Origin of the sequence: Sutterella wadsworthensis 2_1_59BFAA (assembly GCF_000297775.1) — a bacterium.
Classification (GTDB): domain Bacteria; phylum Pseudomonadota; class Gammaproteobacteria; order Burkholderiales; family Burkholderiaceae_F; genus Sutterella; species Sutterella wadsworthensis_A.
Map to the genome: position 1 here is coordinate 145868 of NZ_JH815515.1, position 17760 is coordinate 163627.

The window sequence follows — 17760 nt, forward strand, 5'->3', positions numbered from 1 at the left end:
GTGACCTTGCTAACGTAGTCGGGGCTGATGTCCACACCGTAGAGGTTGTCGATGAACGCCTGGATGTCGCGGGTGCTCATGCCCCGGGCGTACATGGCGATGATCTGCTCGTCCATCTTGCCGAACGACCGGCTGTGCTTGGGCACGATGATAGGGTCGAAAGTGTTCCGGCGATCACGAGGGACGCTCAGCGGCAGAGGACCGAACTCGGTCTTGAGGGTCTTGTGGCTAAAGCCGTTGCGCTTGTTGGGGACAAGGGAAAGCTCGTCAGCATCAACTTCTTCAGGAGGCGTTTCGGTGGGCTGACAGCCGGTGAGATGGGCATCCATTTCTCCCTGCAGCATGGCTTCGACAAAGCGTTGGGAGAAGGTACGTACGGCCTCGGAGAAGGCTTCGGCTCCTAGGGGGCGGCCCGATGCTCGAAGCTCGGAAACGTACTGCTCGATGTGGCTATCGAGGGGGGTGGTGGACTTCTTACGAGAATTGCGTTTGGTGTTCGTGTTCATTGGATGCACCCGTTTGGCGGGCTCCGATTATCCCATGGACACAAAATTTCTGACGCTCTCAGCAAGAGTGACGATATTGCGAAGCCCAACATCAACCAGGCACGCACGGCTGCCGTCGAGCAGGATGGAGGTCGAACAAGCGACCTGATAGGTCAGTTCGATGAAAAAGGCGTTCCCGTGCGGAACAATTCGCACGTCGCCAACTATCGTTTCATTTATTTTGGCGTTGAGAGGCTGATTTTCACAAGAGCGGATTGGCAACCGAGGAAAACCAATGTCGTTCTTGTCGGTGATAACAAGATTGCCATCGACAACCTTATAGCCATTACGCCCAACGACGAAAGTTCGATACTTTTTGCTGTAACCCGGCAGTCGCGGCATCGCCTGGAACTTGCTCGGATCAGACAGATAAGCTTTCTTGGCCTTATTCCATGAAACGAATTGCTCTTGGATGATCTGAGTCTGTCGTTGAGCGGATGCAGCCGAAGGCATATTTCTATACGACTCGGTGCATTCGCTCCGAACGGTTTGATCCAACTGAACTCGGTTCAACCAAGGTTCTTTGGCAAAAATTCTCTGCCGTTGGATGTAGACGGCCTGATTGCCCAACTTGCGGGCGGCAGAACACAGCCTATGGCACGCGAGGTAATGCGTATGCCCAGGCTTGACGACTATCCGTTCCACTCGTTGAGACATTTCAAAGACCGTTATTTCGAAGCCGCGCAGACAGCGTCTGCAACAGTTACATCCATTGGGATTTGGTGGTGTCGAATCATGGAAAAATGAGCACCAGAACCGTACTCAATACTATACAGCTGTAGCCGAGCTAACGCTCGGCCCGCTATACATCCCCACCCAATGCGTCGCATTGGATGGGGAATTACGCGGGTTTTGTTAATCCTCTGGTGCACTTGCCGCACGACTTCGTACACTTCCTGCAAAAGCCCGCGAAGAAGGAGCGTGCATCATGCAGGATCCGAACAAGCTGCTCGCCAAAATCGTGCGCCGCCTGCGCACCATCGGCACGGACACTCAGCTCGTCGAAGTGAAGGAGGCCGCCTGGAAGCTGCCCGAGAGCATCGGTGAGACGCTTTCGGCCTTCATGAACCACACGGGCGGCATCCTCATCCTCGGCCTCTCCGAGCGCCGCGGCTTCACACCGGTCGAGGGCTTCAACGCAAGACGCCTTCACAACGCGCTCCTTTCCGCCTGCGACACCATCACGCCTCCCTGCAGACCCGACAGCCGTTCGAGGGCGCCGAAGTCGTGGCCGCCGTCATTCCTGCGCTCGAACCCGACCTGAGGCCCGCCTACATCACGGACCGCGGCCCCGTGGCCGGAAGCTTCATCCGCACGGGCGACGGCGACAAGCGACTGACGCACTACGAGGTCGACCGCATGTGCGAAAGCCGCATGCAGCCCGTCTGGGACACCGAGCACGTCTCCGAGGCGTCCGTCACGGACCTCGACGCCGCCGTCCTCAAGACGATGGTCGAGCGCAACCGCGCCATGACGCCCTCCGTCTTCGGCGGCATGGCGGGCGAGGAGATTCTCGTCAAGACGGGCGTGCTCGCCGAGGGCGCGGGACGCCTTGTCCCGACGCTCGGCGGACTTCTCGCGGCGGGCGTCTATCCGCAGCAGTTCTTTCCAAGGCTCAACATCGTCCTCACGGTCAGAGGAACGGGTGAAACCCGTTCCATCAACGGCCCCGTGCCCTACATGGTCGAGACGGCCGTGAACCTCCTTGCAGAGCGCCTGAGGACGGCGGACGGCTTCGCATATCCGCTTCGCGCCTGCCACGAGGCGGTCGTGAACGCGCTTCAGCACCGCGACTATTCGCCCGAAGGCCGTGGCTCGCAGGTGCGCATCGACCTCTTCGACGACAGGCTCGAGATCCTCAATCCGGGCGGTTTCTTCAGGGCGGCCGTCTACAACCGCCAGATCCACGGTCTGGCGGCGCTTCGCAACGCCAACCTCACACGCATTCTCGAGTGCACGCCCTGCCCTGATGCGGACGGAAGGCCCGGCACCGTGCTCGAGCCTGGCACTCAGGGGCTGCTTCTCATCGACGAGGCGCTTGAGGCCGCAGGCAGACCCAGAGCCGTCGTGCACGACTGGGTCTCCGCCGTTTCGCTCGTCTTCTTCCGCGAGGAGCGCATCGTGCACTGGACGGACTTCGAATACGACCTCACGACGGCGCTCTCCGAGCGTGACTCGATTGCGCTCACCGAGATCGTGCGATGTTCGGGCCTCTCGAGAAGCACCGTGCTCGCCAAGCTCCGCCGCATGATCGACGCAGGCCTCATCGAGCGCATGGAACCGCTCCACAGCCCGCGGCAGCGCTACAGGCTCTCCAGTTGAAGACGGACTGCCGAACGGCTTACAAAAAAGAGGCGGCTCCCTGCGGAGTCCGCCTCTTTTCGATGTCTCTTTCGCCGTCCGGCACTATGCCTTTTCCGAAGGCTCGCCGCTAGCGGGAAGCCCGTCGCCCTGCCCTGTCTGAGCGGGCGGGCGCTCATTGTCGCCCTCGCCGCGCGCGGCCATTTCGCGGGCGCCCCAGGCGTCGAGCCCCTCCTTGACGCTGCGCCAGAGCCCCTCGAGGCGGCCGATCCAGCCGTCGATGCGTTCTCCGGCCGCCTTGACGAAGGCCCTGAGGTCCTCGGGCGAAAGAATGAAAAGGAGCACGAGCGCCACCGCCGCCAGCACGAGGCCGTAGAGAAGGAGCGCCGTCACGGCGGCCAGGGCGGAGACGGCCAGTACCGTGACGAGCACGGCGAGGATAATCTTCAGGATCCTGGTCGGGAGGGAGTCTTTCTGCATGCGCAATCCGTGGCGGCGGTGGTGAATGCCCGTATTTTAGAGGACGCGGCGGTGCTGCTGCAGGTGCAGGGCAAGAAGCGCCATGAAGGCGACGCCCGCCCAGAGATGCAGCCCCGTCTGCCTGACGCCGAGCGCGCCGATCGAGAGCGCAAGGGCGCCGAGCATCGTGCGGTTCTGCAGGATGCGGGCGGCGCGCTTCGGATTGCGCCTCGACGTTTCGGGCATGAGCGTGCGGGCGGCCGCGCCGAAGGTGCCGACGCCTGCGGACTCGATCCTGCCGAGCACGCTCCCGGCGGCTTCCGCCGCCCTTTCGACGGCACGACATGCCGTGCAGGACGTCTCCTTTTCGTCCGCGGGCGCAGCGGCCCCAGCCTCATCTTCTGCGCCTGCGGCGAAGAAGATGGCGGCGTAGCCCTCGACCGTCTCAAGCAGCGTCTCGGCCGTCGTCTCGGCCTCGTTCCAGGTGATGAGGAGCGAGCCCACGCGCGGGTTGATCGACACGCCCGTCACGCCGGGAATGGTCTCGAGCATGCCCGCGACCTCCCTGCAAGACTCGGCCTCCAGGCCGTGAAGCATGGGATGGCGCAGGCGCGCGCGTCCCGGCAGCAGGCTTCTCACGCAGTCGCGAATGTCTGCCATGTCTGTCTCCTTATGCGACGCCCGTGGCTTCGAGCGCGGTCACGGCAACGCGCGGAGCGCCGGCGGCCTCCGAATCGACGCCGCGGATCACGCCGCCCAGGCGGTTGAACATGTCGGCCACGTCCTTCCGGAGTTCGTCCGCATAACGGGTCTCCCCGTCGTAGTGGCCGAGTTCGGGGCGCATGGCGTTGAGGCACACGCCGATCGTCGTGGCGTTGTGAAGCAGCGCCGAGACGGCCGGCATCAGAATGCCCGTGAGGCCGCCCGCAAGGAACGCCGAGTTGAGGCCCACGGAAATGCCGACGTTGCTGCGGATGCGCTTCATCGTGGCTTCGCCGAGGTCAAGGGCGACGAGCAGGTATTCGAGCGAAGGCGCCATGATGACGTCCGCCACCTCCTGCGCGATGTCCGTGCCGTCGCGCATCGTCACGCCGACATCGGCCGCGCTCAGCGCGGGACTGTCGTTGATGCCGTCGCCGATCATCAGGACCTTCGCGCCCGCGTCCTTGAGACGCAGGACTTCGTCGGCCTTGTCGGACGGAAGCACCTGAGCGCGCCAGGCGTCGATGCCGAGGCGTGCCGCGACGGCCGCAGCCGTGCGCTCATCGTCACCCGTGAGCATGACGACCTTCTTGCCGCGGGCGTGCAGTGCCTTGATGACGCCTTCAGCCTCATCGCGGATCGGATCCTCGATGCCGAGCACGCCGATGAGGCGGCCCGAAAGCGCGACGTAGAGAATGGTCTTGCCCTGAGAGGCCAGACGCTCGACGTGGGGGCGTGCGGCTTCGCAGCTCACGCCTTCGTCGTCCTCGATGAAGTGGCGCGAACCCAGCAGCACGGTCTCGCCGTCGACCTTCGAGCAGATGCCGTGGGCGACGACGTACTTCACCTCGGCGTCGTGCTGCTCGTCATGGTGTGCAAGCCCCTTCTCTTCGGCCGCGTCCACGATGGCGCGCGAGACGGGATGCGGGAAGTGCTCCTCAAGACAGGCGGAGAGCGTCAGCAGCTCGTCCTCGGACATGTCCTCCGTGAGGGAGACCACGTCGGAGAGGTGCGGAGTGGCGTTGGTGAGCGTGCCCGTCTTGTCGAAGACGACGGTGTCGACTTCGGCAAGCGCCTCGAGGTAGCGGCCGCCCTTGACGACGACCCCTCGGGCCGTGCCTTCCTTCATGGAGGAGAGGATGGCAAGCGGCGTCGCCAGGCGCAGCGCGCAGCTGTAGTCGACGAGCAGCACGGAGGCCGTGCGGGTCAGATCGCGCGTGACGAGCCAGACGATGGCCGCGAGCGCGAAGTTGAAGGGCACGATCGCATCGGCGAACTTGAGCGCCTTGCTCTCGATGCCCGCCTTCACCTTCTCGCTTTCCTCGACGAAGCTGATGATCTGCGAGAGGCGCGTGCCGTCGCCGATGCCCGTCGGACGAATGCCGATCTCGCCGCTCTCGACGACGGTGCCGGCAAAGACGGCGCCGCCCGTGGTGCGGTGAACTGCGAGCGGCTCGCCCGTCATCGCGGTCTGGTTCACGGCGGCCTCGCCGTCAAGCACAACGCCGTCGACGGGAATGACGCTGCCAGAGCGCACGACGATCACGTCCTCGGGCGTCACGTCGGCGAGGGGCTTCTGGCGCAGTTCTTCGTCCTCGCGGACCCAGACGACGTCGCACTTCACCGAGAGCTGCTCGGCGAGCGAGGCCATCGACTTCCTGCGCGCGTAGTTCTCGAGCATCTCGCCCATGCCGAGCAGCAGAACGAGCAGGCCGGCGGTCTTGAAGTCGCGGCGCAGGAGCGAGACGATGAGCGCGGAGGCGTCGAGTACGGCGACATTGAGACGGCCCTTGAAAAGCTCGGAGATGCCCTCGCGGATGATCGGCACGGCGCCGAGGAAGGCGTTGGCCGCATTGGCAACGACGGGCAGGAAAGGGCGAAGGAAGACGAAGCGCGCAAGCGGACCGAAGTCGAGCTCGGCGTCGTCCGCCCGGTAGTTGTTGGCGGCAAGGGCGCCCTCGCCGCCCGCAGCCTTCGGCGAGGCAAGCGCGGGCGCGACGCGGGAGACGATTCCGCCCATGCCCTGCCCCGCCAGTCCGAGGAAGCGCAGGATCGGGCGCACCACGAACGAGAGGACGGGCATGTTGGAGGCGCCCGAGCGCACCGCCTTCGAGACGTGTCTCACGAGACGGTTTTCGCTCAGCACCTCGATCGCCTCGGCGGCGCGGGTGGGCACCACGCGGCGCACGACCTCGGCGGGCTCGAGCACGGCGGGGCCGCGGGGCGCGGAAACGAACGCCGCGCGCTCGGCGCGGCGGATCGGCGGATTGACGGCAAGGCCGGCGAGATATTCGGCCAGCGCTGCACGGGCCTCGCCCGTGTCGTAGGTCACGATCACGGAGCCCGTGCGCGGATTGGCCGACACGCCGGTGACGCCGGCAATGCCTGAGATCTGATCGGCAATCAGCGCCGCGGAGGCGTGCGAAAGAGTCTCCTTCGTACGCCAGCGCTGGCGGTTGCCGACCTCATGTACAAGATGGAAAAGCATGTGCGCATGCCTATAGAGTCGGGCCGGCGGGGCCGGCGATCAGGCGGCTTCAGCCGTCTTGTCCTCGACCTTGGCGGCTTCGGCCTCTTCGGCGCGGGCCTTCTTCTCCTGAGACTTGACCTGGGCTTCGGCGACGGCGTCGGCGATGTCCTCCTTCGCGCTTTCAACTGCGGACAGGGCCTTTTCCTTGAGGTCGATGCCGGCGGAGAGGAGGTCCGTGGCCAGCGGCTTGACGTCGAGCTTGCCGCGGGTCACCGCCACTGCACCAAGAGCACCGAGGACAACGCCGCCGAGGAAAAAGAGGCCGTACTTCGTCGTTTCATTCATTTTTCGTTCTCCGCACGCCTTCGTGGGAAAAAGGAGCGGCCGCCGGCGTGCTGGTCCGGCCGTCCTGAAAATGTGCGCGGGAATGCGTCTCCTGAAGCCGCCCCGCCGACTGTATTCTATACGCGAACAATTCTCATTGTCACGCCAAAAATCGGGCGGCACGCCCGACCTGTCGCGCAAAGACAACGAAAACGCCTGAAATGCAATCGTTTCTGCGAAATTCCATTATCGCCGTCTTTGGTGCGTCCTGCTCAAGCGAATGCAAAAAAGCACGAAACCCGTCGAAAAAGGGCTCCGTGCTCAGGATGGCTGTTGTTTTCGCACCAATTTTTATCAGGGTTTATCCCTACCCTCGGCTGTGTGTGCGCTCGTGTGGTGGCGCGGTGCGAGTCTTTCGGCGAGCGTGTCGCCGTCCTCGGTCTCCCAGGCGGCGGCTCCCGCCGAGGTGCGCATTACGATCGAGGCGGCCTGCACGGGCGAGGCGAGGCTCACGTCTCGCACGAAGGTCCAGACGCCGTCGCGCTTTTCAAGATCGCCCGCGTCGACGAGGCGCTTGATGGCGTCGCGGATCGGGGCGATGAGGGACGGCGTTGCGTCGGAGGGCGAGCAGCGGCTCCCTGCAAGGATGAGGATGCCGCCGCGCACAAGCCGTGCGCGGGCCTGTGCGCCGCGCCCCGTGCAGGAGAGCGGCAGACCGGGGAACGCGCGGGCGCAGTCTCCGTCACGGACGTCGTGACGTTCGGCAAGCCATGCGGGCGCTCCGCCCGCCACGGCCGCAAGCGAGGTCCAGGCGGCGGGCAGCGGCCCCGCCTCTTCCTGCGCCTCGACGCCGTCAAGGAAGGTCACGCCGCCCGAGGACGCCACCGCTGCGCGGACCGCATACTCAAGGTGCGCCGCCCCCGGAGCGCCGAGCACGACGACCGACGTGAAGGGCGTCCTGCCGTTTTCAGGCAGGCACCCCGCCGCAGCCTCGCGAACGTCTCCCGAGACGACGGCCGCCACCAGGCGTCCCGGCATCGCATCGGGCCCCGCGAACACCGTCACGGCCTCACACCCGCCAAGAAGCGCAAGCGCCTCCCGAGCGGCGTCATCCGCTCCGAGGATCGAGACGAAGGCGTCCCCCTCGAAGACGGTCCTCGCGCCCGCGGGCGTGCCGTCGTGAAGCCAGAGTCTGATGTCGCGCAGTGCCATGGAGGCGCCTCCCTTGTGCCGTGTCCTGAAAATCTCCTGCCTCATTCTAGTGCCTCTGCAGACGCCTCCGCGAGTTCCGCCTCAAGGCGCCCCGAACGGGACTCCAAGTCCTCTCCTATGGCTTTCGCTCTCGCAATAGGGAATGAGATTGCTTCTCATTTGACTTACATCAAGAAAAATACATGCTGCATAAGGAGAACGATTCTCACTCCATTCAATGTTTTCCCCACTGCCGCAACGCTCCCGAAGCCGTCGGCGCCCGTCTTGACAAAAGTTGTAATGCGAATGGTTCTCAGTTATATTCCGATCACCATTCCGTCCACAACGGCGGAATCGTCCTTACTCACACTCGGACAAGCCGCAAATGATGAACAACACTCCCGCAAAAACGCTCCGCCGTCTCACGGATCTTGAGACCGGCTCCTGCGCCTCGGTCGCCCGCATCAAGCTCGATGCCGCCGAAGAGGCGCGTCTGTCCGAGCTCGGTCTTCGCCCCGGCGCCGAAATCCGCCGTCTTCATGGTGAAGCCGGCCAGAGCATTCTCATTGGCGTCGGCGACGGCCGCATCGGCGTCAACTTCGACACGGCCAAGCGCATCTACGTCTTCTAATCAGAAAAAGGATCCACTCTCATGCTTCTCAAGGAACTCTCTCCCGGCGCCCGCGGCAGGATCGTCGCCCTCAGAAAGGAACAGCCCGAATACCGCCGTCGTCTCCTGATGCTCGGCGCCACGCCCGGCGCCGAATTCGAAGTGGTCCGCATCGCACCTCTGGGCGATCCGGTTGAAATCCGCGTTCGCGGCAGCATGATCAGCGTGCGCCGCGACGAAGCCGCCATCATGGAAGTCTCCGTGGACTGATTCACGCCGACCGCATTCACTTTCCAACCATTCAAGCGAACATCATGACGAAAAAAGCCATCTGCGTTGTCGGCAATCCGAACTGCGGCAAGACGACGCTCTTCAATGCGCTCACGGGCGCCAAGCAAGACGTGGGCAACTGGCCCGGCGTGACCGTCGAGAAGAAGACGGGCTCCTACGCCTGGCGCGGCGAGGAAGTCGAGATCACCGACCTTCCCGGCATCTACTCCATCACGCCGTCCTCCGCAGCGGGCGAGGATGAGCGCGTCGCTCGCGACTACATCCTCACGGGCGAGACGGAATGCGTCGTCAACATCATCGACGCCTCCAACCTCGAGCGCAACCTCTACCTCACCGCACAGCTCATCGAGATGCGCGTGCCGATGCTCGTCGTCGTCAACATGCTCGACGTCGCGAAGCAGCACAAGATCGAAATCCGCCTCAACGAGCTTGAGAAGGCCCTCGGCTGCCCCGTCGTGGGCATCGTCGCCTCCCGCTCCTCGGGCATCAGCGAGCTCAAGGACCGCATCAGCGAGTTCCTCGCCAACCCCGTCGTCCCGCCGATGAAGATCCGCTTCGACGAGCGCATCACCACCTGCATCGACAAGCTCGAGGCCGAGCTCAAGGCGGGCGGCGTCGCCCGTCCGCGCTGGTTTGCCCTCCAGGTGATGGAATCCGCTCCCGGCATCGAGGAAAAGCTCCCCGACGGCATGTTCGAGCGCGCCAAGTCGATCATGGAGCCCGTCTCCGCCGACTTCGACGGCGACCTTGACATCGCCATCGCGGGCGCCCGCTACGAATTCGTCGGCGCGATCGCCGCCGACGCCGTCGTCCGCAAGGGCAAGCCCGGCGAGACGCTCACGGACAGGATCGACCGCATCGTGCTCAACCGCTGGCTCGGCCTGCCGATCTTCCTCTTCGTGATGTACCTGATGTTCCTCTTCACGCAGAATCTCGGGGCGGCCTTCATCGACTTCTTCGACATTCTCGTGGGCGGCGTCCTCGTCGACGGCTTCGGCGCCCTGCTCGAAACCCTCGGCGCGCCCGACTGGCTGCGCGTCATGCTCGCCAACGGCATCGGCGGCGGCATCCAGACGGTCGCAACCTTCATCCCGGTCGTCTTCTTCCTCTTCTTCTTCCTCGCCATTCTCGAGGACTCCGGCTACATGGCCCGCGCCGCATTCGTCATGGACCGCCTGATGCGCGCCCTCGGCCTGCCGGGCAAGGCCTTCGTGCCGCTGCTCGTCGGCTTCGGCTGCAACGTGCCCGCCATCATGGCCACCCGCACGATGGACCGCGCCTCCGACCGCATCATCACGATCATGATGGCTCCGTTCATGAGCTGCGGCGCCCGTCTCCCGGTCTACGTGCTCTTCGCCACGGCGTTCTTCCCGACCAACGGCCAGAACCTCGTCTTCGGCCTCTACCTCATCGGCATCCTCGCCGCCGTCGTCACGGGCCTCCTGCTCAAGCGCATCGCCCTTCCGGGCGCCGCCTCGGCCTTCGTGATGGAGATCCCGCCGTACCACATCCCGACCGTCAAGGGCGTGATGCTGCGCACCTGGGACCGCCTCAAGGGCTTCGTGCTGCACGCCGGCCGCGTCATCGTCGTGATCGTCGCCTGTCTCTCCATCCTCAACTCGATGGGCACCGACGGCACCTGGGGCCATGAGGACACGAACGAGTCCGTCCTCTCCGAAATCGGCCGCACGATCGTTCCGGTCCTCGAGCCCATGGGCGTCTCCGAAGAGAACTGGCCTGCCGCCGTCGGCATCTTCACGGGCGTCCTCGCCAAGGAAGCCGTGGTCGGCACGATGAACTCGCTCTACGACAGCATGGCCCGCGCAAAGAACGCCGAGAACGGCGTTGCCGAGGAAGCCTCTGAAGACGAAGCCGGCTGGTCCTTCGGCGCCACGCTCGTCGAGGCCCTCGAAAGCGTCAGGACGAACCTCGCCGATCTCGGCGGCGCTCTCCTCGACCCGGCTGGCATCCACGTCGACGACCTCTCCGACACGGCCGCTGCCGCCGAAGAACAGGAAGTCGCCGTCGACACGATCGACATGATGCAGCAGCTCTTCGGAGGCGGCTTCGCAGCCTTCTGCTACCTGCTCATGGTCCTGCTCTACATGCCCTGCGGCGCCGCCGTCGCGACCGTCTGGCGCGAAGCGGGCACGGCATGGACGCTCTTCCTGTGCGGCTGGACAACGGCGCTCGGCTACACCTCCGCCACGATCGTCTACCGCCTCGGCACCTTCGCCGAAAACCCGACGTACTCGATCGTCGCCATCGCCCTCTCCGTCGCCATCCTGGCAGGCATGCTCCTCTGGATGCGCACCTTCGCGAAGAAGAACGGCGGCAAGGGCCGCAAGGTGATCCCGATCTACGCCACGCGATGATCAGTGCCGCCGTCAGGCTCCGCCCTGACGGCAGCACGGCTCCCCAGGCCTTCCCGAAGGGGCCGGCGGTCGCACGACCGCCGGCCCCTTTCCCCAGCATCCCGCCTTCCTCCCTCGCACGTCACGAAGTCGTCACAAAAGTCGCCTTCAGATGACGTTTCCATTGGTTTGCAAGTGTTTGTTAGATCGCCGCACGCGACGGCCGGGTTCCTGTACCATTCAAGTCGCTGAGATGGACGCGGTTCTTCCGACCGAAGGACGCGAAAGTCGAAAGCCGCTGTTGGGAGTCCATTCGAAGCGCCTCAAGGATCTTCGAGCTCGAGACAAGGCGGCCGGAGGCAGGAAATGCCTAAGTTCATCACGGCAGTCGGGAAGCGTCCTTCCGGGACGGGCCCCGAACGCGTCAGGCGGCAAGCGGATTCGTGAAGACGAGCCGCATGCACGCGGAATGCGGACGACGGATGCAACAAAATGCAACGTCGACTTGCAAATCCGTGGAAACCCTGATATAGTTAACTCTGTTGTGGTTGATGTGGTTCCTTGCGTATCAGACCGGAACTTCGAAATCACGGGTCGCTGTTGGGAGTCCATTTGGGCAGCAGGTGTTGCAAGCTGCCGCAAGCCTGGATCAAGAAGCCGACGGTTTGAGACCACTCACCACAAGGCGCGGGACATGTTGAAGAACGTGTCCCTTTTTTATTGCACGCTGACTGAAGGCCGATTCCGACTCGCGGACCGGCCTTTTTTGTTTTGCGCCCCTGCTTTTCTCATCAAGCCTCTCTCCGGGCCTTCTTCCCCCCGGCTTCAAGCCCCTCTTGGTCCGCGCGCCTTCGGCGCTAGAATGTCCCTACGCAATACTGCTTAGAACGACGCCGTCCGGTTCTCCCTTTCCGGCCGGCCTTCAACTGTTTGGAGAGACTTTCATGCAATTCGTCGACTTCGCCCCGGTCAAGCTTGTTTTCGGTCCCGGCAGGCTCGAGGCCCTTCGCACCGAGCCCCTGCCCGGCACCAGGGCCCTGCTTCTCACCTCGAACGGCCGCTCGATGGAGCGCATCGGCGCGCTCGCGCGCGTCACCGCCATACTCGAGGAACGTGGCGTTGCCGTGGTTCACATGGGCGTCGTCGAGCCCAACCCGATGGTCTCGACCGTCATGAAGGTGGCGGCCCGCATGAAGGACGAGAGATGCGACTTCCTCGTCGCGCTGGGCGGCGGCTCCGTCATGGACTGCGCGAAGATCTCGGGCCTCATGGCGACGAATCCCGGCGAGCTCTGGGACTACGTCCAGGGCGGTACCGGCGGACGCAGGGCCTTCGAGCATGATCCGCTTCCGCTCGTCGCGATCACGACGACCGCGGGCACCGGCAGCGAAGTCGACGCCGGCGGCGTCATCACCAATCCCGAAACGAGGGAGAAAGTCGGCATCGGGCACCCGGGCTGCTTCCCGAAGCTCGCTATCGTCGACCCCGAACTCATGGTCTCCGTTCCGCCCGCCCTCACCACCTACCAGGGCTTCGACGCGCTCTTCCACGCTGTCGAAGGCTACGTGGGCAAGCGTCCGAACTTCATGAGCGACATGTATGCGCTTGAGGCCGTCCGCCATCTCGCCGCGTGGCTTCCCAAGGCCGTCGCTGACGGCACCGACATCAAGGCCCGCGAACACGTCGCCTTCGCCAACACCATGGCGGGCTTCGTCATGACGACTACGCGCCTCACGAGCCACCATGCGATGGAGCACGCGCTCTCGGCCTTCCATCCCGAACTCCCGCACGGCGCAGGCCTCATCATGCTCTCGATGGCCTACTTCGGCCACATGGTCGCCGTGGGCGCACAGTCCGAACGCTTCGTCGCGCTCGCCAGGGCCATGGGCGTCGAGGACGCCGTGCAGCCCTCCGACTTCCTGAGCGCGCTCTCGCGTCTCATCCACGACTGCGGCATGCAGGACCTGAAGATGAGCGACTGGGGCATCACGTGCGAGGAGCTGCCCGCCATGACCGAAGTCTGCCGCTCTGCAGGCGCCCACGCCTTCGAGCAGGACGCGAACTACTTCACCTTCGAAGACACGCTCGCCGTGTACGAAGCCGCCTTCCGCTAAGAAAAGGGCCTCATGTCGAGTCTCTTCGCGCTCTTTCTCGTCACGAGCCTCGCGAACATCCTGACGCCGGGGCTCGGCGTCGTGATGATCATCACGCTCGCCGCCGAGTACGGGTGGCGCCGGACCATGTCGGGCGCCCTCGGCACGGCGCTCGGCATCGCGTTCCTCTTCATCGCGGGCATGTCCGGCGTGGGTGTCATCGTCGCCTCGAGTCCCATGCTCTTCGCGGCGATCAAGCTCCTCGGCGCCTGCTTCCTCATCTGGCTGTCGTTGAAGCTCCCCTGTTTAAAGACAGAGGATTCACTTTGACCATCAGACAGCTCTTTCGGGGGGCAAAGCCGCCTGAACGTCACCGTCCGTACAAAGTGTGCGCGGCAGACCTCTTAATTAGATGGTCAGCTCCCAAGGGGCATCGAACACCGGAGACCATCCATGCAGAACTTGACAAACGGGCAAAAAAAGAAGCACTCTCTCTTTTCTCTCGCTAGCGGGCTCGGGGCCCATGCGAGTACACCGGCATCAAAGTGCCATTGAGTCCTGATACTCATACGACAAGAGGAGTGCTTCGACATGAATACTACACAAAATTCGACTAAAAGCAAAATCGTGAAAGTCATCGGCGTTGACCTCGCGAAAGATCACTGCGATGTCATCGGCTACGATGAGAACGGAAAAATTTGCTTAAGGCTGGATGGATGCTCCTATGCAAAGCTTCGGGAGATTCTGTCCAATCTGCCTCAGGCTGTTGTCCTGATGGAGGCATGCAAGGGCAGCATGTTCCATGCTCGGAGTATCGCTGATCTCGGTCATGAGGTGCGCCTTGTTAAAGGGGCCGACGTAAAGGCACTTCGCAATATCAATCATAAGAATGACCTGCGTGACGCCGCCTATATCGCCAAGCTTTACTTCGTACCAGGTACCACGTACGTCTACATTAAAAGTCAACAGCAGCAGTCCCTGCAGTTTCTGCAGAACGAGTATAAGAGCCTTCAGGAGTTGCGCATTCAAGCAGGCAATCAGATCCACGCGGGACTCGAAGAGTTCGGATGTCCCGTCCGAAAATCTTCGAAGTTCATTAAGACCCGCATGGTGGCACATCTTGAAAAGCATGCCGAGCTTATTCCTGAGGACGTGATGGCTTCGTTTAAGCGCAGGCGTGAGATTTGGCTCAATCTTCTTCAGCAAGAGGAGGAAGCCAAGAGGCGGCTGGAACAGGTGGCGGCAACGGATGCCAATGCAAAGCGCATCATGACGGTTCCCTGCGTTGGACCTCAGACGGCAGTAGGACTGCTGGTTCATGTTGGCGTCGACTTCGGGCGCTTCAAGAACAGCAGGCAGTTTGCGGCCTCCCTCGGGCTTGTACCAAAGCAGAACAGCACCGGCGGCAACAACACGCTCAACCACATCACCAAATGTGGGCCCAAGAGGCTTCGCTCCAATCTCGTGCAGTGCGCGCAACTCGTCCTCATGTACGCGGAAAAGTGGAAGGGGAATTTCGGTGACTGGGTGCGAAAAATGCGAGACAGCGGAAAGAAACATGGCGTCATTGTCTGCGCCATCGCAGCCAAGTTAGCTCGAATCATTTATCGTCTGATGAAAGACAAGGTCGATTACACATCTGTACTAAGCTGTTAAAGGTGCATATCGCACAGAGCGATCATCGGCCAATTCCCGCCAAGGACTACGAAGGCAACTACTAGTGACGAATCGTGCTCAACGCAATAGAGTGATGCTGTGAACGGTAATGTGATATCGCGTAGTTAGCGTTAATCACGCCCTCTTAATAAAGCACCTCTATTGCCCCGAATCTCACTATGTCGGCGGAGGTTTAGGAATGAATACCTCCTGACCGCGGATGTATTTCAGTGAAGCCCTTTCTTCAACTTCGAATGAGTTGCAGCAGGTTTCTTCTGGTAGAAGTCTGAATGAGTTACAGGCGCGCAGTGCGCGCTCAAAAAGGAAGGAAATAGAGTCTGCTGAAAGCTTGTTGTGCGCAAGTCGACGAGGCCTTTCGAGCGACTTACCGGGCGCTGCGCTCACGAAGAGAATGGGGAACCAAACCCGGGCAGGCAGCTGCTTGTCATATGAAAGCCTTCTCGATTCCGTAATCTGACTTTACAAATTTAGTGGTGTGGCTTCGCCACGTATTGGATGGAGGACGCGCATGGGCGCGCCCTCCAGGGGGAGTTGTACCCCAAAAAATGCCCCGAACACTTGCAAACGGGGAGCTGACCATGTATTCCCGTTCCGCCTTGCTCCCGCAATTCGGCTTCGTGAGCCCCGAAGCGTCTTTCGATACTTCAGGGTCGCTACAAGGTTCATGACGACACAGACCGCTGCCGCTCAACAGTGCTTCCGCAGTCGTCCACTTCTCCAGGAGAAGGGCTCGGTCGTGTCCTTTTTCAGTTGCATGGCACGCCAGAAATGCACTCATGGCGTCTCGCTGCACGAGCGTGCCGGTGTTTCCCCAGCGGTGCCACCTTTCCTTCAACGGCTTCTTACGATACACATCCGTTTGCGGATCGTACTGCGACATCTTCAGCTTATAGGCATTGAGTTCGATCACCTCGCAGCCGGCACTTTCAGCCTTGCGTTTGAGATGCTCCACAAACTCGCCCATTCCCCTCCGATTCGTCGATCGTCCGAAGCAGCGTTGAAAAGATCGGTAATTGTTTTTCTCAATTTTGATCGTGCCGCCGATCTGCAACAGATCGTTCACAAGCTCACCGTGGTCGCGCTTGCGGGTGGCCGCCAGGCACCGATGGTGCTCGGCAAGCTTTGCCGCCGTCCTGCGTCCGCGATTGCTTGTGTTCCAAGTCGACGAACCCTTTTTCACGGTTCCGTCGGGATTGTAGTTGTCGGGATGGTTCGCTCGTCTTGAACGGTCGATCCTTCGCTGCAGAAGACGGATCTTCGGCTCCTGAAGATCTACGTGAGGAGCAACCTCGACAATCGCCGCATGCTGCTCATGAAAATAAGCAATGCGGCTTGGACCCGGGTCGATGCCGACAACCTCGCATTTGGGCGCATAGACCTTGCGAACAGGCGGCAGGCTTTCAACCACGAGCTGCACGAACCAGCGTTTGACGCCGTTGAGCGTCCTGCGCACAATTCGGCAGTATTTCACTTTGCGGTCAGAGGCAAGCGCCTCTTTCATGTAGACGGTATCGGGCTTCATGTACTTGATGGCGTGTTTGCGCCAGACAATGGCTCCACGCTCGGGCTTGTACATGATTTCCCGATTGTTCGTGCCTTCGATGGAATTGAGTCCACGCCTGAAGGATTTGAAGCGAGGTCTGCCGGCTTTCCGGAACATGTGACGCTGTAGAGCCCTCCAGACCGCTTTACCAATGCTTTGCGCTTCATGAGCGCCAATGTCTTTTCGACCGCTCGCCTTGCGATGATTATTCGCAATGATCGTAAGGCCGAACTCGGTTAGTCCAAAGGCTTTATGAACAGCACTGAACGCTTTCGTGCGTGCTTTCCCCTTGGGCATGTCCCGTGCCACCCGCCACTCCTGCGTTTCACGCATGCGCTGCAGACGCCCGAGAGCTGACCCGAGCGTCGCATTGTAGAGCGTGCGTCCGAACTCAAACGCCTTTTCGAGAAAACGATTCTGCTGATCGTTCACACGAAGCGGAAGTTCGACGATGTAGGAAGAGGTGGAGGTGCGCATAAGGCAATGTTACTGCACGTCCGAAAACTTTGTGCGCCTTACCTCCCATTGATCTCTGGACCACCCACTCTTGTCAAGCAAGATGTTAAGGTTTCTTCGCCGCAGGCGATGCGGGAGCGCGAATGCGCTCTCGCAGTGGCCGCGGGCCGTACTTATTTGAGCGAGCTTGCTCGCGTGAATTCAGAAAATGAGGCCCGCCCAGGAACGCAGGAAAACGACGGGAAAAAGCGCCCCTGATCCGCAGCCTATTACCAGGTTATGCGGACTCAGATCAAGCAAATTCTCTTCATGCGAGAGGCCCATCCACCAATCTCTCAGAGCTGTCGGGATCCCGTTTAGGACTCCATGCTCAACATGAACTTCAGAAGACCGTCAGTGCCAGATAAGGACGAATGCAAGTACCTGCAACTTCAGGGCAATGGCTGTTTGACGGCGCCTTTAAGGCATCTCATGAATCGATCTTGCTTGACTCTTTGGGGCGGTTAAACTTATGCGGCTTTTGCTTGTTCAAGCTCCCACTGCTTTAGAACCGCCTTTGATATGCCAGCTTTCTCGTAGCTGAACGTCTCTCCGTATTTGAGGAGAGCAGTAGCTATGCGCACCAGCTTGGCTGCGACATAGACTAGGACTTAGTATGAAAGCGGAAGCGCCGGAAACCAAAAAGAAAAAACACCCCCGGTAGGAATACTCGATTCCTATGTTGATGGGGCATTACTATGGACT

General features: G+C 61.8%; 16 protein-coding genes. 8 read left to right on the top strand and 8 right to left on the bottom strand.

Annotated features, from left to right (window positions below; genetic code table 11):
* Together HMPREF9465_RS04875 and HMPREF9465_RS12260 are read right to left on the bottom strand one after the other, a co-directional pair.
* The coding region (locus HMPREF9465_RS04875) for an IS256 family transposase (RefSeq protein ID WP_005434654.1) at nucleotides 1-506 on the bottom strand (506 nt) is incomplete at its 3' end.
* Between the two features lie 27 nt (nucleotides 507-533).
* Entirely contained in the window at nucleotides 534-1202 is a 669-nt protein-coding gene (locus HMPREF9465_RS12260) for a transposase (RefSeq protein WP_005434655.1), read from the bottom strand.
* Between the two features lie 271 nt (nucleotides 1203-1473).
* Between HMPREF9465_RS12260 and HMPREF9465_RS12730 the strand changes: the two genes are divergently transcribed.
* Together HMPREF9465_RS12730 and HMPREF9465_RS04885 are read left to right on the top strand one after the other, a co-directional pair.
* Entirely contained in the window at nucleotides 1474-1809 is a 336-nt protein-coding gene (locus tag HMPREF9465_RS12730) for a helix-turn-helix domain-containing protein (RefSeq protein WP_005434656.1), read from the top strand.
* Nucleotides 1773-2867 (top strand): ATP-binding protein, encoded by a 1095-nt coding sequence (locus HMPREF9465_RS04885; RefSeq protein WP_005434657.1) that lies wholly within the window; start codon nucleotides 1773-1775, stop codon nucleotides 2865-2867. The genes HMPREF9465_RS12730 and HMPREF9465_RS04885 overlap by 37 nt, the downstream gene beginning before the upstream one ends.
* 84 nt (nucleotides 2868-2951) lie before the next feature.
* Here the strand turns inward: HMPREF9465_RS04885 and HMPREF9465_RS04890 are convergent, their stop codons facing one another.
* The 5 genes from HMPREF9465_RS04890 to HMPREF9465_RS04910 form a co-directional block, all read right to left on the bottom strand.
* Nucleotides 2952-3326 carry a hypothetical protein gene (locus tag HMPREF9465_RS04890; RefSeq protein ID WP_005434658.1) on the bottom strand — a complete coding sequence of 125 codons (375 nt, stop codon included), beginning with the start codon at nucleotides 3324-3326 and terminating at the stop codon, nucleotides 2952-2954.
* 36 nt (nucleotides 3327-3362) lie between these two features.
* The gene (locus HMPREF9465_RS12265) at nucleotides 3363-3965 is read right to left on the bottom strand and encodes an HMA2 domain-containing protein (protein ID WP_005434661.1); all 603 of its coding nucleotides are present in this window, start codon (nucleotides 3963-3965) and stop codon (nucleotides 3363-3365) included.
* Nucleotides 3966-3975: 10 nt separating this feature from the next.
* Nucleotides 3976-6495 carry a heavy metal translocating P-type ATPase gene (locus HMPREF9465_RS04900; protein ID WP_005434663.1) on the bottom strand — a complete coding sequence of 840 codons (2520 nt, stop codon included), beginning with the start codon at nucleotides 6493-6495 and terminating at the stop codon, nucleotides 3976-3978.
* 39 nt (nucleotides 6496-6534) lie between these two features.
* Nucleotides 6535-6822: a hypothetical protein gene (locus HMPREF9465_RS04905; protein WP_005434664.1), complete on the bottom strand. Its 288-nt coding sequence runs from the start codon at nucleotides 6820-6822 to the stop codon at nucleotides 6535-6537.
* Between the two features lie 333 nt (nucleotides 6823-7155).
* Complete coding sequence (locus HMPREF9465_RS04910; RefSeq protein WP_005434665.1) at nucleotides 7156-8013, bottom strand: DUF4357 domain-containing protein; 858 nt, start codon at nucleotides 8011-8013, stop codon at nucleotides 7156-7158.
* 364 nt (nucleotides 8014-8377) lie between these two features.
* Between HMPREF9465_RS04910 and HMPREF9465_RS04915 the strand changes: the two genes are divergently transcribed.
* From HMPREF9465_RS04915 to HMPREF9465_RS04940, 6 genes are all read left to right on the top strand, one after another.
* The gene (locus HMPREF9465_RS04915; RefSeq protein ID WP_005434666.1) at nucleotides 8378-8623 is read left to right on the top strand and encodes a FeoA family protein; all 246 of its coding nucleotides are present in this window, start codon (nucleotides 8378-8380) and stop codon (nucleotides 8621-8623) included.
* Between the two features lie 21 nt (nucleotides 8624-8644).
* Nucleotides 8645-8872: a FeoA family protein gene (locus HMPREF9465_RS04920; RefSeq protein ID WP_005434667.1), complete on the top strand. Its 228-nt coding sequence runs from the start codon at nucleotides 8645-8647 to the stop codon at nucleotides 8870-8872.
* Between the two features lie 44 nt (nucleotides 8873-8916).
* On the top strand, nucleotides 8917-11268 hold the full coding sequence (gene feoB / locus HMPREF9465_RS04925) for a Fe(2+) transporter permease subunit FeoB (RefSeq protein ID WP_005434668.1): 2352 nt from the start codon (nucleotides 8917-8919) through the stop codon (nucleotides 11266-11268).
* A 923-nt stretch (nucleotides 11269-12191) separates the two neighbouring features.
* Nucleotides 12192-13361 (top strand): iron-containing alcohol dehydrogenase, encoded by a 1170-nt coding sequence (locus HMPREF9465_RS04930; RefSeq protein ID WP_005434670.1) that lies wholly within the window; start codon nucleotides 12192-12194, stop codon nucleotides 13359-13361.
* A 12-nt stretch (nucleotides 13362-13373) separates the two neighbouring features.
* Nucleotides 13374-13670 carry a LysE family translocator gene (locus HMPREF9465_RS04935; protein ID WP_005434671.1) on the top strand — a complete coding sequence of 99 codons (297 nt, stop codon included), beginning with the start codon at nucleotides 13374-13376 and terminating at the stop codon, nucleotides 13668-13670.
* Nucleotides 13671-13931: 261 nt separating this feature from the next.
* Nucleotides 13932-14996 carry an IS110 family transposase gene (locus HMPREF9465_RS04940; protein WP_005434672.1) on the top strand — a complete coding sequence of 355 codons (1065 nt, stop codon included), beginning with the start codon at nucleotides 13932-13934 and terminating at the stop codon, nucleotides 14994-14996.
* 445 nt (nucleotides 14997-15441) lie between these two features.
* Here the strand turns inward: HMPREF9465_RS04940 and HMPREF9465_RS13635 are convergent, their stop codons facing one another.
* On the bottom strand, nucleotides 15442-17037 hold the full coding sequence (locus HMPREF9465_RS13635; protein ID WP_005434673.1) for a hypothetical protein: 1596 nt from the start codon (nucleotides 17035-17037) through the stop codon (nucleotides 15442-15444).
* Nucleotides 17038-17760 lie beyond the last annotated feature (723 nt).

Coding starts and splice junctions, on each gene's coding strand:
- HMPREF9465_RS12260 (WP_005434655.1), bottom strand. CDS start 1,202: ATGTCTCAACGAGTGGAACGGATAGTCGTCAAGCCTGGGCATACGCAT.
- HMPREF9465_RS12730 (WP_005434656.1), top strand. CDS start 1,474: ATGCAGGATCCGAACAAGCTGCTCGCCAAAATCGTGCGCCGCCTGCGC.
- HMPREF9465_RS04890 (WP_005434658.1), bottom strand. CDS start 3,326: ATGCAGAAAGACTCCCTCCCGACCAGGATCCTGAAGATTATCCTCGCC.
- HMPREF9465_RS12265 (WP_005434661.1), bottom strand. CDS start 3,965: ATGGCAGACATTCGCGACTGCGTGAGAAGCCTGCTGCCGGGACGCGCG.
- HMPREF9465_RS04900 (WP_005434663.1), bottom strand. CDS start 6,495: ATGCTTTTCCATCTTGTACATGAGGTCGGCAACCGCCAGCGCTGGCGT.
- HMPREF9465_RS04905 (WP_005434664.1), bottom strand. CDS start 6,822: ATGAATGAAACGACGAAGTACGGCCTCTTTTTCCTCGGCGGCGTTGTC.
- HMPREF9465_RS04910 (WP_005434665.1), bottom strand. CDS start 8,013: ATGGCACTGCGCGACATCAGACTCTGGCTTCACGACGGCACGCCCGCG.
- HMPREF9465_RS04915 (WP_005434666.1), top strand. CDS start 8,378: ATGATGAACAACACTCCCGCAAAAACGCTCCGCCGTCTCACGGATCTT.
- HMPREF9465_RS04920 (WP_005434667.1), top strand. CDS start 8,645: ATGCTTCTCAAGGAACTCTCTCCCGGCGCCCGCGGCAGGATCGTCGCC.
- feoB (WP_005434668.1), top strand. CDS start 8,917: ATGACGAAAAAAGCCATCTGCGTTGTCGGCAATCCGAACTGCGGCAAG.
- HMPREF9465_RS04930 (WP_005434670.1), top strand. CDS start 12,192: ATGCAATTCGTCGACTTCGCCCCGGTCAAGCTTGTTTTCGGTCCCGGC.
- HMPREF9465_RS04935 (WP_005434671.1), top strand. CDS start 13,374: ATGTCGAGTCTCTTCGCGCTCTTTCTCGTCACGAGCCTCGCGAACATC.
- HMPREF9465_RS04940 (WP_005434672.1), top strand. CDS start 13,932: ATGAATACTACACAAAATTCGACTAAAAGCAAAATCGTGAAAGTCATC.
- HMPREF9465_RS13635 (WP_005434673.1), bottom strand. CDS start 17,037: ATGCGCACCTCCACCTCTTCCTACATCGTCGAACTTCCGCTTCGTGTG.